The sequence below is a fragment of the Fervidobacterium riparium genome (genome assembly GCF_025370035.1).
Lineage (GTDB): Bacteria > Thermotogota > Thermotogae > Thermotogales > Fervidobacteriaceae > Fervidobacterium > Fervidobacterium gondwanense.
Window position 1 is genome coordinate 1,472,501 of record NZ_CP009277.1, and the last position, 16,567, is coordinate 1,489,067.

General features: G+C 36.3%; 15 protein-coding genes and 2 pseudogenes (1 of these 17 only partly in view). 11 read left to right on the forward strand and 6 right to left on the reverse strand.

All coding sequences use genetic code 11. The annotated features are described in order from the left end of the window. From IB67_RS06895 to IB67_RS06915, 5 genes are all read right to left on the reverse strand, one after another. Positions 1-1,480: the 5' portion of a heavy metal translocating P-type ATPase gene (locus IB67_RS06895; RefSeq protein ID WP_498875189.1), read on the reverse strand. Its footprint begins 881 nt before the window's first position; 1,480 of the gene's 2,361 nt are visible here — the first part of the coding sequence; its start codon is at positions 1,478-1,480; the stop codon falls past the left edge of the window. 13 nt (positions 1,481-1,493) lie between these two features. After that, entirely contained in the window at positions 1,494-1,868 is a 375-nt protein-coding gene (locus tag IB67_RS06900) for an ArsR/SmtB family transcription factor (RefSeq protein ID WP_004103228.1), read from the reverse strand. 316 nt (positions 1,869-2,184) lie between these two features. Then, positions 2,185-3,756 (reverse strand): recombinase family protein, encoded by a 1,572-nt coding sequence (locus tag IB67_RS06905; RefSeq protein ID WP_011994748.1) that lies wholly within the window; start codon positions 3,754-3,756, stop codon positions 2,185-2,187. A 1-nt stretch (position 3,757) separates the two neighbouring features. After that, the gene (locus IB67_RS06910) at positions 3,758-4,183 is read right to left on the reverse strand and encodes a recombinase family protein (RefSeq protein WP_011994747.1); all 426 of its coding nucleotides are present in this window, start codon (positions 4,181-4,183) and stop codon (positions 3,758-3,760) included. Then, positions 4,180-5,151: a recombinase family protein gene (locus IB67_RS06915; protein WP_236938446.1), complete on the reverse strand. Its 972-nt coding sequence runs from the start codon at positions 5,149-5,151 to the stop codon at positions 4,180-4,182. Before IB67_RS06915 ends, IB67_RS06910 begins: the two co-directional genes overlap by 4 nt. A 15-nt stretch (positions 5,152-5,166) precedes the next feature. On the opposite strand from IB67_RS06915, the pseudogene rho reads away from it, so the two are divergent. From rho to IB67_RS06955, 8 genes and pseudogenes are all read left to right on the forward strand, one after another. Then, positions 5,167-5,973 (forward strand): annotated as a pseudogene (gene rho, locus IB67_RS06920) (transcription termination factor Rho); the annotation flags it as partial. A 46-nt stretch (positions 5,974-6,019) separates the two neighbouring features. Next, a complete protein-coding gene (locus IB67_RS06925) occupies positions 6,020-6,883 on the forward strand; it encodes a sulfide/dihydroorotate dehydrogenase-like FAD/NAD-binding protein (RefSeq protein WP_004103198.1) in 864 nt (287 codons plus the stop codon). Further along, positions 6,874-8,277, forward strand: a complete 1,404-nt coding sequence (gene gltA / locus IB67_RS06930) for an NADPH-dependent glutamate synthase (RefSeq protein ID WP_004103199.1) — start codon at positions 6,874-6,876, stop codon at positions 8,275-8,277. Before IB67_RS06925 ends, gltA begins: the two co-directional genes overlap by 10 nt. Positions 8,278-8,290: 13 nt before the next feature. Continuing rightward, positions 8,291-8,563, forward strand: a complete 273-nt coding sequence (locus IB67_RS06935; protein ID WP_004103200.1) for a hypothetical protein — start codon at positions 8,291-8,293, stop codon at positions 8,561-8,563. A 398-nt stretch (positions 8,564-8,961) separates the two neighbouring features. Next, positions 8,962-10,209: a radical SAM/SPASM domain-containing protein gene (locus IB67_RS06940; RefSeq protein WP_011994746.1), complete on the forward strand. Its 1,248-nt coding sequence runs from the start codon at positions 8,962-8,964 to the stop codon at positions 10,207-10,209. Beyond that, on the forward strand, positions 10,206-10,943 hold the full coding sequence (locus IB67_RS06945; RefSeq protein ID WP_004103201.1) for an ABC transporter ATP-binding protein: 738 nt from the start codon (positions 10,206-10,208) through the stop codon (positions 10,941-10,943). Before IB67_RS06940 ends, IB67_RS06945 begins: the two co-directional genes overlap by 4 nt. Positions 10,944-10,954: 11 nt before the next feature. Further along, positions 10,955-11,728 carry an ABC transporter permease gene (locus IB67_RS06950; RefSeq protein ID WP_011994745.1) on the forward strand — a complete coding sequence of 258 codons (774 nt, stop codon included), beginning with the start codon at positions 10,955-10,957 and terminating at the stop codon, positions 11,726-11,728. Beyond that, positions 11,722-12,528, forward strand: a complete 807-nt coding sequence (locus IB67_RS06955; protein WP_004103205.1) for an ABC transporter permease — start codon at positions 11,722-11,724, stop codon at positions 12,526-12,528. Before IB67_RS06950 ends, IB67_RS06955 begins: the two co-directional genes overlap by 7 nt. A 73-nt stretch (positions 12,529-12,601) precedes the next feature. On the opposite strand, the pseudogene IB67_RS06960 reads toward IB67_RS06955, so the two are convergent. Then, positions 12,602-12,727 (reverse strand): annotated as a pseudogene (locus tag IB67_RS06960) (LacI family transcriptional regulator); the annotation flags it as partial. 98 nt (positions 12,728-12,825) lie between these two features. Here IB67_RS06960 and istA point away from each other — a divergent pair. From istA to IB67_RS06975, 3 genes are all read left to right on the forward strand, one after another. Continuing rightward, positions 12,826-14,028 (forward strand): IS21 family transposase, encoded by a 1,203-nt coding sequence (istA, locus tag IB67_RS06965; protein WP_214496180.1) that lies wholly within the window; start codon positions 12,826-12,828, stop codon positions 14,026-14,028. A gap of 20 nt (positions 14,029-14,048) precedes the next feature. Next, positions 14,049-14,813, forward strand: coding sequence for an IS21-like element ISCbe3 family helper ATPase IstB (gene istB, locus IB67_RS06970; protein WP_014451263.1), 765 nt, complete (start codon positions 14,049-14,051; stop codon positions 14,811-14,813). Positions 14,814-14,926: 113 nt separating this feature from the next. After that, positions 14,927-16,525: a hypothetical protein gene (locus IB67_RS06975; protein ID WP_339747715.1), complete on the forward strand. Its 1,599-nt coding sequence runs from the start codon at positions 14,927-14,929 to the stop codon at positions 16,523-16,525. The last annotated feature ends 42 nt before the right edge of the window (positions 16,526-16,567 follow it).

Genomic DNA, 16,567 nt, shown 5'->3' on the forward strand with positions numbered 1-16,567 from the left:
TACCTTTAGTTAAAGTACCTGTCTTATCGAAAACAACTGTTTCCACATTGTTCAACGCGTCAAGATAGTTACTGCCTTTTACTAATATACCTCTCTTCGCTGCTCCACCAATCCCTCCGAAGAAGCCCAATGGTATTGAAATTACTAACGCACATGGACAAGATATAACTAAGAACACTAAGGCTCGATATATCCATGTAGAGAAAGTTGCACCGGGGATCACCAATGGAGGTATGATTGCTAAGGCTAATGCTCCAAAGACTACAATCGGAGTATAGAAACGGGCAAATTTTGTTATAAATTTTTCTGTAGGAGCCTTCTTACTGCTGGCATTCTGAACCAGATCCAAAATTTTAGATACAGTTGAATCACCAAAATCCTTTGTTACCTCTATTGTCAAAACGCCATTTTTATTAATGAATCCGCTCAATGCATCGTCTCCTGGCCCGAGTTCACGAGGAACAGATTCCCCTGTTAACGCTGCAGTGTCAACCATTGAGTTTCCTTCTATAACCTTGCCATCGAGGGGAACTTTTTCTCCTGGCTTAACAATAATGATGTCACCTATGTTTACCTCTTCAGGAGATACTTTCCTGATCTCATCGCCAACTTTAAGATTTGCATAGTCAGGACGAATATCCATCAAAGCACGTATTGATTTTCTGGAGTGACCTACAGCTATATCCTGAAACAATTCACCTACCAGATAGAATAGCATAACTGCTACACCTTCTGGATACTCTCCAACGAAGAAAGCACCAATGGTAGCAATACTCATCAAAAAATGCTCACTGAATACCTGACCGCGGGCAATACCTTTTATTGCTCTTAAGACAACCTCTCCACCAACTATGATATAACTAATAATAAACAAGGTAAGCTCAAGCCAATTTTGGAAATTAAAGATGATTCCCACGGCAAATATTGCTCCACCGACCACAAGTCTTATGATTTCTTTTTTGTTGACACCTTCTTCTTCCTCTTCATTATTTTCGTTTATTTTGGTCTTGGAGTTGTTCTCCTCAAAAATGACCTTTACATCTGGCTCTATTTTCTTTACTATGCCTTCAATCTTCTCATTTAACTCAGAGCGGTTGACTTTCGGACTTATTTCCAGTGTTAGTTTCTTCGAAACAAAATCTACTGCAGCAAATTCAACTCCTTCTAGACCGCTTATTTCTTTTTCCATTTTAGCTGCACAATTCGCGCAGCCAAGTCCTTCAAGTATTAATACTTTTTTATTGCTCTTGTTAACGGATTTTTCTTTCACTACCACATCCGGTTCGTGCTTGTGCACTATGGTTTTAACTTGCTGTAATATATTCTTATACTCTTGCTCTGATTCAATTTCTAAAGTCAATGTCTTGTTCATGAAGTTCATATAGGCTTTGACTCCATTTAATTTATTAACCTCTTCTTCAATTTTAGCTGCACAATTTGCGCAATCTAAACCTTCTAAAATTACTTCCTTCTTTAACATTACTGACCCTCCTTTACTTACTTTCTTCTGAAATATGAATTAATCCCTGGTCAAATATTTGCTTTACATGTTCATCTTCAAGAGAGTAGAATACAATCTTTCCTTCTCTTCTGCTCTTTACTAGTCCAGCCTGCTTTAAGACTCTTAGCTGATGTGAAATTGCTGATTGGGTCATATTTAATAAGAATGCAATATCGCAAACGCACATCTCTGATTCATCTAATGCCCAGAGTATCTTAATTCTTGTTGAATCTCCAAAAACTTTAAATAGTTCTGCTAGATCATATAGAGTTTCTTCTTGAGGCATTTTTTCTCGCACTTTATTTACAATTTCCTCATGTATTACATCACAGTCGCATCTTTCAATTGGTTGAATTTTTTTTGCCATATTTATATCACCTCCTTATCATTCAATTGAACACTTGAATAAGCTTTCATATGTATTATAAACCTCAATTCTCCGTTTGTCAATAAAAACATATGAGTAATTGTTCAAGTGTGTTTATCTTTTAGCTTTACGGTCAAGACCGCCACCTCTAAGCGCAGCGTAGGTGGGTTTTAATCAGGTGGAGTAGACTCTCCATCTGATTCCCCGATGTTTCAGCTTGCTGAAACGAGTTCACTTATTAGATTATCCCCAAGTATAAATAGAAAAGAACCGCCCATCAAGAAGTATTTCTCCTCAATCGGCGGTCAAATTCGTTTTATTTTTCTATATCAATTTCTACACCAGATTTAAATTCAATAGTTAGTTTGTCATCATAAACCGTTATTTTCTCTATAAGTCTCCTTACTAGTTGCTCATCATACTCCTCAAGGAGGGTGGATTGTTCATTTAGGAACTTTTCCATATCTTCTAGTCTTTGCTTGGAGCCTTTTTTGCCAGCTTCTTCTGCTAAAGCCTTATGTCTTTCCTCTCTGAGCCTGTAAATCTCATCGGCTATATCGTTATAATCCTCTTTGGAATTGGCCAGTCTCAAAAGGTCTTTTTGTAATTCCTCTAGCTTTTTATCTATCTCGGAAACAACATTATTGCCCGTTTCACTTATCACTGTTTCTATATTTTCCTTTAAGATAGTTAAAAAGCCATCCTTTTGCCCTATTAGTTTATTAATTGCCTCTACCGTAGCAATACCTATCATATCCTCCAGCACGGTTCGGGAATGACAAGTTAACCCTGTATTCTCAAGTCTACTGACGCATCTCCAAACAATCGATTTTTTACCTCGATTATTCCAATGAACTCTACGGTATATTTCGCCACACTCACCACAGAAGATAATTTGCGAAAATACATGATTTGAACTAAAGTTTCTTTTCTTTCCACTAGTACTTATATGTCCTCTACTTCTACGAACTAACTCTTCTTGTACCTGCATGAAAATTTCACGCGGGATAATGGCTTCATGGTTATTCTCTACATAATACTGAGGTACGATTCCGTTATTCACAACCCTCTTTTTTGTAAGAAAATCTACCGTATAAGTTTTTTGGAGCAATGCATCACCAATGTATTTTTCATTGCTTAATATTTTCCTTATAGTACTGGTATGCCACCTTTTTTTCCCCGCTCCCGTAAGTATGCCATCAGTTTCAAGTCCTTTTTTGATTTTATCCATACTGGAGCCTTCAAGATACTCTCGGTAAATCCTTTTAACAATTTCAGCTTCCTCCGGCACAATTACTAATCGCTTATTTTCATCTTTGGTATATCCTAAAAACCTAGAACAATTGACCATTACCTCTCCCTGTTGGTATCGGTATTGGTAACCAAGCTTTACATTCTGGCTTAGTGACTGGCTCTCTTGTTGCGCTAAGGATGCCATAATGGTAAGCATAATTTCACCTTTGGCATCCAGTGTATTGATATTTTCTTTCTCAAAATATACCGCAACATTTTTATCTTTAAGTTTTCTGATGTATTGTAGACAGTCCAAGGTATTTCTAGCAAATCGGCTTATTGATTTGGTAATAACCATATCAATTTTCCCAGCCATACACTCATCAATCATTCGATTAAATTCATCACGATTTTTTGTATTTGTACCGCTGATACCATCATCAGCAAAGATCCCTGCAAATTCCCACTCTGAATTTTTCTTAATAAATTCAGTATAATGTTCAATCTGCACTTCGTAACTACTAGCTTGTTCATCGCTGTCGGTAGAAACTCGACAATAAGCAGCAACCCGAAGTTTTGGTGTTTCATCTTCTTTTCGATTGTTGCCCATGCGTTTTATTGCAGGTATAATCATTACATTTTTACTAACTGCCATCTTACTGTCCCTCACTTTCTATTAAGCTATAAACATACTCCGCTTGTGTAAAAGGATTTGTATACTTCTGAATTACTTGTCCTATGGTAAACTTCTTAGAAATAGTAGGTTTGTCTTCTTTCTTGGGTTCAAAGATTCTACCTAGCTTTTTCGCTCTCTTTACCCTCTCTGCTTCTGCTTTTTCGTAGGTCTCTTTATCAATGATGGCAGGGTAATAATCATCACCAAGATAACGTTCGTTTCTTAGCATCCTTCCAGCAGTTCCATGATAAGCATCTATTCCAGCAGTCTTTGCTGCGACCGATAAAGAAAGGCCTGATAAGTATCCCCTATACAAACTCCTAACCTTTTCAGCTTTTTCTTCATCGATAACTGCTCTACCATTCTCTATCCTATAGCCGTAAGGCGTATGTGCCACTTTTCTCACATCCTTTCCCTTAGTGTGATTCCGCATTTTAAAATGAAACCTATCTCTACTCTTGAGAAGACAATTATTTTTTCAACATAATCATTAAAAAGTTGGTCGTTAAAGTCACTTAACATTTCAGCCTTATTTGTAAATTTTATTAAGTTACTGACTTCCTGCACCTTTGATAATTCTCCATTTAAGGCATGAATTAATGCTTCTTTTTGCTCCATATAGTTGTTTGCTTCCATTTGCAGTTCATTGTTTTCTCGATTAAAAAGGGCAGGTTCTAGATATCCCTTCGCCATAAGCTTTACAAGCAGTTCTCTCTGTTCCGCGTTTTTTTCAATTTGCTTCTCTAATTCCTGAATTCTTGAAAGGTTATCAGACTTGTTCATTCCACGTAAAGCCTCTAATAGTGGTTGTAGAATAAGTTTTCTGCCGAAAATCAGCTTATTCATCATCGTAACAAATGCCTTCTTTATATCCTCATCTCGAATAAACTGCATGGAACATTCTGTTATCTGCTTTAAGTGTTTGCTACAACACCAGGCTACGTATTTTCTTGCACCAGATGAATGAATTCGCCTTTTAAAGGTACTACCACATTCCGAGCAAATAATTTTTCCAGAGAAAGAATACCGGTTTTGGTATTTATTGTTACGCTTTTCTATGCCCTTTTCTTTTGCCCTTTGATTTAAGGCAGCTTCTACTGCTTCAAATACTTCATGGCTGATAATTGCCTCATGGTGATTTTCTATTAAATATTTATTTTTCTCACCATAATTGGTGCGCTTATTAAATCGGGAATCTGTATAAGTTTTTTGCAGTATAGCATCCCCAGTATATTTCTCATTTTTTAATATCCCTCGAATTGTAGTAGCAGTCCAACGAGCACCTCTTTTAGTAGGTATACCCATTTGATTAAGATCATCTGCAACTTTCTGTGTACCTTTGCCCGATAATACTTCTGCGAAAATATACTTCACGATTTCTGCCTGCTCAGGGTTTACCACCAAAGGTTGATTGACTTGTTCACACCGATAGGTAAAGGACAAAGGGGAATGATCGTCGCTCCACCGAAGACCGGTAAGACCACGATACTCAAAGAAATTGCCAACGGAATTGCAACTAACCATCCTGATACAATTAGAATCGTATTACTCATCGATGAACGACCTGAAGAAGTTACAGATATCAAAGAATCGGTAGATGCAAAGGTTATAGCAGCCCCGTTTGATATGCCTTCCGATAAGCAGATAAAAATTGCTGAACTTACGCTTGAAATGTGCAAAAGACTTGTTGAATATGGAAATCACGTTGTTGTGCTCCTTGATAGTCTTACACGACTTGGAAGGGTTTATAACATAACCGTTCCACCAAGTGGTAAACTGTTGACTGGTGGTGTTGATCCGGCTGCACTTTACAAACCCAAACATTTCTTCGGTGCTGCAAGAAACACAAGAGAAGGTGGAAGTTTAACCATCATCGCAACCGCACTCATAGAGACTGGATCGAAGATGGATGAAGTGATATTTGAAGAATTCAAAGGTACAGGTAATATGGAACTTGTGCTTTCAAGACAGCTTGCTAACAAAAGGATTTTCCCAGCCATCAATCTTGCACTTTCGGGTACAAGAAAAGAAGAATTATTGATTGGGCAAAACGAATTGAAGAAAGTGTGGATCCTTAGGCGTATGTTGAGCTCTATGTCTGAAGAAGAAGGTCTCAAACTCATACTTTCAAAATTGAAAGAAACGAAATCGAACGAAGAGTTCTTAGCTTTAATAGACGCCCAGAAAACAGTATAACAATACATTTTTTTCTTTGCTCACCTAAGTATAGGAGGAATTATCAATGAACCAAGAAGAGCTTAACAACGTGATATTGCGTAAGCGTAAATTAGCCTACGGAGTTCATGATGTCTGGATTAAAAATGATCTCATTGGTAGACAAGCTAAACCTGGTCAGTTTGTTATAGTGAGGATAAGTGAAAAAGGCGAACGCATACCTCTAACGATAGCCGAGTCCAATGGTGAAGCGTTCAGAATCGTTGTCAAAGCGGTTGGGAAATCCACATACGAACTGTGCTCGCTCAACGAAGGCGATATACTTTACGATGTAGTTGGACCACTCGGTAAGCCAAGTGAAATTAAGTATCATGGAAACGTACTAATAATCGGTGGTGGAGTTGGAATAGCCGCTATATTACCAATTGCAAAAGCGCTAAAAAGTGCAGGCAACAACATAACAGTTATAATTGGAGCAAGAACAATCCAAGATTTGATATTAAGAGATGAATTCACATTTGCCGATAAACTTTTACCAACAACAGACGATGGAAGTTTCGGATACAAAGGTAACGTGATAGATGCCATGAAAATCGAGCTTGAAAAAGAAAATTACAACGTAATTTGGTCGATAGGACCAGCTATCATGATGAAACTTTCAAGTGAAATTGCCACAAAATACAACATTCCCATTTGGGTTTCGTTGAATTCTATCATGATAGATGGTACTGGTATGTGTGGTGGTTGCCGAACGGTGATAAAAACTGATAATTCCGAAAAGATACAGTACGTATGCGTTGATGGACCAGAATTCGATGGTAGATACGTTGATTGGGATAGCTTCATCAAAAGGCTAAACCAATACAAAGAACAAGAAAAATTGGCTCTTGAAAGATATCTGAAAGAAGTTGGTGAACCTACATGGCTGTGAAAGACAGAGTCCACGTGCCAGAACAACCTGCTGAAATAAGAAAAACTAACTTTTTGGAAGTATCGCTCGGTTACACACCAGAATTGGCGCAACAGGAAGCCTCACGATGCTTACAATGTAAAATACCAACGTGTATATCCGGTTGTCCGGTCGGTATCGATATACCGGGCTTTATTAAAGAGATAGCTAAGGGTAATTTCGAAGGTTCGTATAAGATTTTAAAATCTTACAATTATCTGCCAGCAATATGTGGACGTGTATGTCCACAAGAGGTACAATGCGAGGGGTTATGCATTTTAAATAAAATTGGAAGATCAATCAACATAGGTGCACTTGAACGATTCGTCGCAGATTGGGCGGATGAAAACAACATCGAATACGAAAATGAAAATACTAAATTTCAATTCAACATAAGCAAAGCAAAAGATAAGAAAGTGGCTATAATCGGCTCTGGACCAGCCGGATTGACGGTTGCATCTGAACTTGGTAGATATGGTTTCACCGTGGATATATACGAAGCCCTGCACGAATTCGGCGGTGTATTGACGTACGGTATACCAGAATTCAGATTACCAAAATCGATAGTCAAAAAAGAAATTGCCGCACTTGAAAAACTCGATGTGCGATTTTTCAAGAATATACCAGTTGGATACGCTATATCCGTTAAGGAAATCCTCGAATCTTACGATGCCGTTTTCATCGGTGTCGGTGCTGGCACACCTAAATTTATGGGCATACCCGGAAGTGAGTTGAACGGTGTGTATTCTGCCAACGAATTTTTAACAAGGATAAACCTTATGAGAGCGTACAAATTCCCGGAGTACGATACACCTATACGAATCGGCAAAAAAGTGGCTGTAATCGGTGGTGGAAACACCGCAATGGATGCAGCAAGAAGTGCTCTAAGACTTGGTGCAGACGTCACTATAATATACCGTCGAACAGAAGCAGAAATGCCAGCGAGAAAAGCGGAAATCGAACATGCGAAAGAAGAGGGTGTTAAATTTTACACACTCGCAACACCTGTCAAGTACATCGGTGATGAAAATGGTAATTTGGTAGCTATCGAATGTATCAGGATGGAACTTGGCGCGCCTGATGAAAGTGGTAGAAGACGACCTGTTGAGATTCCAAACAGTAACTTTATCTTGGAAATGGATACAGTTATCGAAGCGATAGGTACTGAAGCGAATAAATTTCTGCTCAGTCAATTTCCAGATTTAAAGACAAACAAATACGGTTACATAATAACAGACGAATACGGTCAGACAAGTAATCCGAAAGTCTTCGCTGGAGGAGATATTGTAACAGGTTCAGCAACAGTTATCTTAGCCATGGGAGCTGGTAAAAAAGCTGCGCAAGGTATAATGAAATTCCTATCAGAAAACAGATGAAGGTGAAGATGATGTGATTTACATCGAAATACTATCTGCGATAATTGTTCTTCTAATACTCGTTGCAATAGTCTTATCAACTATCCCCATGCAAAGAAACATGCTTGAAGAAGCACTAAGGCAAGAGAAAGCCCAATTAAAAGCGGAAAATATCTTTTGGGAAACGATCGATGACACGGTTTTGAAAAACCTACCTGATACTTTTTCGATAAATTACCAAGTTGAAGTTGATGGCAACAAATACATCGTCACCATCAGTGCGGAAAAATTTCAAAGGCAAAAGTAATTGAGAAATGAACATCCCCCGGAAACACATTTAACTTCGTCGGGGGATTTTTTATATCTTATAGGTGATTTTATTTCTATTCAACGAATATGGTGTTACAGTATTGACTTTTTTTTTTGATATAATTAAAATAACTCTGCGCAGAGTAAATCGTGTTAAAAATTATTGATTCTTACAAGGAGGTATAACAGATGAATATTTTGAAAAGATTAATCAATGGTAATGTTCCACTTGGTGGTTGTATAAATAGAAGTCAAAGATGTGCGAGCATTGAGATTAGTAAAAAATAACCTAATGGTTTAATGTTACTAGACCCGGGTCTAATATTTTATTGGATCGAATTAGAAGACTTGAATTTCAGAATAAATAACTGAAATTCGAAATAGGGAGGAACCGAAATGAGTAGATTTGTTGTAAAAATTGATAAATATGATAAGATAATATATTATGATCTTTTAATGCGTGAAATTAAGATAGTAAATAAGAACTCATTGAACACAAAATTCGAAAGTTATGATTCAGATGAAAGAATTGCATTAATGAATTATATTAATAATAAGATAAAATATTCAAACGATACTTTGTCAATAACAGATGCAATTACCTATGATTGTAATTTAAGTTGTGTATATTGCATGCAAAATGGACCAAAAATAGACAAAACCCAACTGGAAATTGAAACTGTGAAGAAAGTGGAACTTTACAGAAAACTTCTCAGTATCTTCAATCCAAAATCATTTATTATTACATTTTTTGGCGGGGAACCTTCGCTAAAAATTGATTATTTGCAGCAGGTTCTTGAACAAATTGAATCTGAAGAAAAGTTTAAACAGTTTAATATAATATCAAATGGAAATTTTGTTTTTGATGATTTGTTTTCAATATTAAACCACAGAAAATTTGGAGTTATTCAGTTGACATTAGATGGTCCAAGAGAGCTCCATAATGCAAGACGTCCACGAAAAGATGGGGCAAGTAGTTGGGACAGAATAATGGATAACATGAGTAAAATATTTTGTTATTCAAATTCAACTGTGGTGATTCATACCGTTTTAGATGAGACAAACTCTAATTTTTATTACAAGAAGATGCTAGACGAGCTCGTTGAGATATTCGGAGTGAAAGTATTATCAGAAAGGGTTATTTTTAATATTGGTTTATTAACGAATCCAGAAAATGGTGGATTATCATTAAAAGGAATCAATATTTGTCAAAAAGAGTACGCCGAAAAATACGTTGAAGCAGTCAAATCTGTGATTAATTTTGGCTTTAGGATCATCGATTTTCTAAATGTTTGGCCTTGCACATACAAAAAAGAATCCGACCTTGTCTTAGCTCCGAATGGTGATGTATACAATTGTATTTCTGGAATTGGAGTAAGTAATTTCAAAATCGCAAATTACGAAGAGATAATGTCTAACGAAGAGATATTCATTAAAAAATATGCTAATTTCTTAGAATCCATTTCTCATGATAAAACTTGTATGAGTTGTACTTTTCTTCCAATTTGTGATGGTGGCTGTAAATACAACTCATTTTTAAAGCAAACTCCGAAAGATTGTTGGAAAGAATTTTTAGAAACATTGTATAGTTCAGATTTAATTGAATTATATGTATTAAATCAAGAAAGGGTGATCGTTCCTTGAGTCTTGTTTTATTGAAAGGTGTTAGTAAATCCTTTGGAGACCAAAGAGTGCTTGAAAATGTAAGTTTGAACATTTCAGAAGGTGAATTCACCGTATTGGTAGGTCCAAACGGCGCTGGTAAGAGTACGCTTTTGCGAATCATGGTAGGTTTACTTTTACCAGATGAAGGTGAAGTGAACATCTTAGGTTTTGACGTAAAAAAGCACTGGAAAAAACTCGCAAGGTATATCGGTGTTGTGCTTGCTAACGAAAGAAGTTTATATTGGAAGCTAACGGCTTGGGAAAACCTTGACATATTCGGTGGAATTTACAATGTTCCAAAAAAGAAGCGAATAGAACGTGCCGAAGAGTTACTTAACTTTTTTGGTTTATACGATGACAAAGATAAGCTCGTTGAAGATTATTCAACTGGAATGCGTAAGAAATTGTTACTTTGTAAAGCTTTAATTCATCAACCAAAGATTCTCTTCATAGATGAGATTTTGAATGGTCTCGATGTTAACGCCGTCATTCAGGTTAATTCTTTTTTAGAAAAGTCGAGCAAAGATGGTGTGACTGTCGTTATGGTAAGTCACATACTGCACAATTTGAGTGAGGATGCAAAGATAGTACTTCTGAAAAATGGAAAAATTGAGCTTATTTCAAGGTACGGTGATATTTTCGCAAGTAAAGATGTTTACAACCAGCTTTCTGAACTCTTTTTGCAATCTTCCGAATATGCTGAAAACGAATGAAGGTGAAGAACGTGCTGGATACTTTAAAAAGTGTGTTTATCTTAGCGATGAAAGACTTGAAAGTGCGTAGGAAGTACAAATTTGTCTGGATAAATATGGCGCTCACTCCATTTTTTATGATTGCACCGTACGTTTTCAGTGCAAAGATAACAACTCAGCAAGATATAGTAAACAACATACTTATTGGTACACTCCTTTGGTATTGGTTGAATCAATACTTTTTCGGTGTTGGTGATGGCTTTTCGGAAGAACGTATGGAAGGAACACTTGTAACAATTGTTTTATCACCGATTTCCACAGTTGCATTTTTATTTTCAAAAGCAATTGATACATTCATTATGAATTTGTACATAACACTTTTCACACTCTTGTTTTTTTGGTTGCTTGGCATAGATATTTATTTATCGTTCTATTTCTTTTTATTGTTACTTGTGAGTGGGCTTTATATTACTTTCTTTTCGATATTTTTTGCTGGTTTGAATCTTCTGTACAAACGCATCGGAACTTTAAATTATTCGATTCAGTACGGAATAGGTCTTCTATCTGGTATGGTAAATCCTGTTAGCAATTTCCCGTTCTATATTCGTATAGCAAGTTACTTACTGCCATTAACGTATTTAATCGAAGCTGGAAGGGTAATCTTAAACTCCAACGATGTTACGAAGTTTTTCTTTAATTTACTTACAGTGAGTATCATTAGTGTAGTGTATCTTGTTGTCGGTGTTGCGATGTTGAAAAAAGCAGAACACTTGATAAGGCAAAAAGGAGAATGGGAAGAATGGTAAGAGGTTTGTACTTGATTAAAGCACAATTTCTTTCGGCTAAAAGGTACAAGATAGATTTTTACGGTTCGTTCTTCGTGCCATTGCTCACAATAATTCCGTTATTATTCTTGTACTATCTTGGTAGTAAATCGAATATCGTAAAGTTTTTCTATGGGACATCGAATACAACGAATATCTTCGGTTACCTTGCGCTTGGTGCTGCCTACTGGAATTACGTTGAAATTCTGTGGGGAGTAATCTTCACATTGAGACGTTACATGAGAATAGGACAATTTGAAGAAATTTTCTTAACACCAGTGAGCGGACTTGAGTACATTCTATCTTGGAGTGTGTTCGGCATTTCAAGAGTAACCATAGAATCTGTACCTATATTAATACTTGCACTTTTGAGCAATTTATTGACAATAAAACCACTAAACTTGTTACTTTTTATATGTTCATTTGTTATTTCCATTATTGCATCGTTCGGATTTGTCTTCCTTTTCTTTGGGTTAACGTTACTTTTAAAGGACGCCGATGAACTGGTAAGCTTGGTAGGAAACGCTGCACCTTTGATAGGTGGGATGTTCTTTCCAGTGACCGTATTACCGAAGTTCTTACGTTACGTTTCGTACGTCTTTCCTTTTACGTGGGGCTTAGATTTATCAAGACATTTTCTGATGGGTACAAAAACGATTTTTGATTTGAAAAGTGAGTTTATGATTTTCACAGTGATATCTTTTCTCTATATTATCGCTGGTTACTTGAGTTACGTTATACTCCAACACAAAGCACGCCAAAAAGGAGTACATGGGTTTTAAAATGTTTGCAAAAATAAACCATCCCCAGAGACTATCAAACAATCTTTCCGGGGATGGTTTTGTTTTCATATGATCACATTATCTTTTTCACAGATTCTCGTTCGATTATTTTTGTGGGTAATATAACGTTTCTTGGTAATCTGAGATGTTTGTCAAGGATACGTTCTATCAAAAGTTGTGCTGCGGTTGTGCCCATCTGTTGATGATAAAATAAAAATGTACTGAAAGTGGAATATAAGGATGTACAAAATTGTACATTGATATGATATCCTTTCTCATAGTGAGGAGGGATATCAAATGCAGAACTTAACAGCACATTTAAACATGATAAGGGCGATGAAAATGAAACCTAACTTTTCAGAACTTGCAAGAATATATGGGATAGACAGAAGAACAGTAAAAAAGTATTATGAGGGTTATGAAGGAAAACCTAAGAATAGAAATAAACCAAGTAAATTGGACAAATACTATGATGAGATAAAATCAAAGCTTGCTATCAAAGGAGTTACAGTCAAGGGTGTTTATGAGTATTTAAAATCAAAAGATGAGACAATAGGAACATACTCAAATTTCAATAAGTATGTTAAGAAAAAAGGATTAAAGCCAGAGAAGAAAGTAAAAGGTCACCCAAGATTTGAGACAGATCCAGGTGAGCAAGCGCAAGTTGATTGGAAAGAGAATATAAAGCTTGTCTCAAGAAATGGAGAGGAGTTTGTTATTAATGTTCTTGATTTTAAATTAGGTTATTCAAGATATTGCTGCTTTGAGATAAACAGGACAAAAACTCAAGAAGAATTAATAGAAAGTCTAATAAGAATATTCAAAGATATAGGCGGAGTACCTAAAGAGATTTTATTTGACAATGCAGCAGCAGTTGTTGATATAACAGGTGAGAAAATTAAAGTAAATTCAAGATTTAAAAGTTTTGCAAAAGACTTTGGGTTTGAAGTGAAACTGTGCAAACCAAGACATTCGTACACAAAAGGAAAAGTTGAAGCAGCAAACAAGTTTATATATTGGATACTGCCATATCAGGGTGAATTTGAAACAGAAGAGGACTTAGTAAGGATAATAAAAGAGATAAACGCAAAGGTCAATATGCAGCCAAATCAAACAACTCAAGTCCCACCTGCTCTTCTGTTTCAAAAAGAAAAAGAGTATTTACAACCCTTGCCAGACAAAAGGTTAATAGAGAGTTACCTAAATTCCTACAAGTCAGTTAAAGTCCAAAAGGACTCTCTGATTTACTACAAGGGAAGTAAATACTCTGTTCCACCCGAATACATAGGAAAGACAGTCCAAGTAAAGGAGGTGGAAAACAAAATTTATATTTATTATAACACAAACCTGTTAAGGATACATGTTATTGATGAAAAAAGTATCAATTATCACGATGAAGATTACAAACAGCTAATGCTAATGAGAGTTGGTCAAAAAGAAGAGCTTAACAAGATATGTGAGGAGAACCTAAAGAAATTTGATAATCTGTTGAAAAACTAAAGAAAGGAGAAAATCTAAAAATGAGCAACTATGTGAAACTACTTAACAACTTAGAAGAGTTAGGTCTTCACAACATAAAGAATAACCTTGACAAATACTTAGATTTAGTGGCAAGCGGAGAAAAGAGTATGACAGATGCATTATATGAACTTAGTAATTTAGAGATAAAAGCCAAAGAAGAAAGGGCGATATTAGGATGTGTGAGGGTAGCAAATTTCCCATTTATAAAAGGTATAGAAGATTTTGATTTTTCATTTCAGCCAAGTATAAACAAGCAACAGATAATGGACTTAATGAGTTTGAGATTTTTAGAGGGTAATGAAAATATACTATTTGTCGGAACACCAGGGGTAGGGAAAACGCATCTAGCCACAGCAATAGGTATAGAGTGTGCAAAACGAAGGTATTCAACATATTTTATACATTTTCAAGAGTTAATAGCTCAGCTAAAAAAAGCACTGTTAGAGAACAGATTAGAGTACAGACTTAAGCATTTTTCGAAATACAAAGTTTTAATAATAGATGAGATAGGTTATTTGCCTATAGACAATGATGGAGCGAATTTATTTTTCCAGCTGATATCAAGCAGATATGAGAAGAGCAGCACAATAATAACAACTAATGTTGTATTTTCAGAGTGGGGAGAGATATTTGGTGGAGCGACGATAGCAAATGCAATTTTGGATAGGCTACTCCATCATTCTTACGTGATTTTCATAAAAGGTCCTTCATACAGATTGCAGTCAAAAACAGTATATTTTAGCAACACAAACCAGCAAAACTAAGTTTATTTTTTGTACATTTTTATTTTCGATTTTTTGTTCATTTTGATATTGACATTTACATTTTATGGTGTAAAATTGTAGACATAACTCACGTTCGCATGGGGGTGATTCTTGTGATGAAAGGTGGCAAGAAAGTTTTTTTGGTGTTTATTTTGAGTACGGTGCTTCTTCTTTCGATTTTCAGTATTTCCAGTTGTACAGCTTTGCAGGGAATCAAACCTCTTCCAACGGAGCCTGTATCTGATTCGACAAAGTTAGAACCGAGTGATCCAAGATACGCTGTCGAATTGCTTGCAGCTACCGAGACCCAGCAAATTTTAGAACAGGCGATGAGTCTTGGATTTGCTCAAAAGAGTTTCGGATTTTCAACAAAACAAGTAAATTTAGACGAGCTTCCGTTCGATCCGAGCGAAGTCTTATCTTTGCTTGACGGTTATGAGGCTTTCGTCAAGAAGATAGAAGAGTATCTAAGAGCAGGTGCAAAAGAGTTTTTCAACCATCCGAATAGGAAGAATTACATAATCGAGGTTCATGGTGCAAGAAAACAAAAAATTTTTGAACTCGCTAAGAAGATTAATCCGTCCATTTCAGAACCAGACAAACTGTATTTTGACTACAGGGATTTCACCATTAGTTATGGAGTGCTTGCAAGTCTATACTATTTCTACAACGTTGCAGTCCAGAACAAGAACTTAGCAAAGGCTTGGGAAGAAGTTGCTGAGAGTTCCGGAACGGCTCTGGTAAATGAAAGTGCAGCACAGCTTATTTCAGAAATCGAGAACGAGCTTGGCAAAGATCCGTTTGCACTCAATTATGAATTGCTGCGCAACAAATTCAACCAGTTGCTTGCGATAGGCAATCCAAAGGATTTCCTGAACATGGTAGATGTATTCAAACTTGAACCTTTCAAATTAACAAACGTCAAGGAAGTTCTTGATAGTCTGAAATGGCTTGTTAACAGCTATCTTGAAATTGGTGACTTTGAGAATGACAACAACATAGTGACCGATAAAGGATTCAGAAAGGACGGAAAGGAAACATTTACAACGCTTATGGCGAAAGCTGCGGAAACTGAGGAGTGTTTTGTAGCAAAGACTGTTTTAGAAGAGCCTGTTGATGCGAATTTCAAAATCAACGGTAAGACACCAATCAAGGTCAAAGATATACTCTCTGAGTTAAATGACGCTCTGCCAAACAAAAAGAAAGTAGATATAACTTGGGAGCTAATTTTACCTGTTGTAACTCAAGAAAGCGAAACAGAAGCAACTACAACGTTGAATTTAATCATGATGTATGACTTCACAAAGATGTATAAGGAATACATTGACTACCGCGACAACAACATCGGTGTAAAGAGAGGGTTCTTCGATGAAGTGTTCAACGATTCGGCAAGTTATATTAAATTTGTTCTTGTATTACTACAAATCTTTTCAGGTCAAGAACCAACGCAAGAGAATTTGGAATGGCTCGCAAACTTGTTCCTCAATAATGTGCCTATGATTAACATAGACAAACAGAACAAGAAAGTAACGCTCAAATTCGCTTATAACAACAACTACACCCTTAACGATGATATGATGAAAATTGAGCTTACAGCGAGTATAGATGATGCTGTTCGTGCGATACCTTCTGAATTTAGAGCGAAGATTCTCAGAGAGTTTGCAAAGAGCAAGATATACGAATATATGGACAAGCTCAATAAAAGCAAATAATTGGAACACAAAAGAAAGCCGGTTTAAGACCGGCTTTCTTTC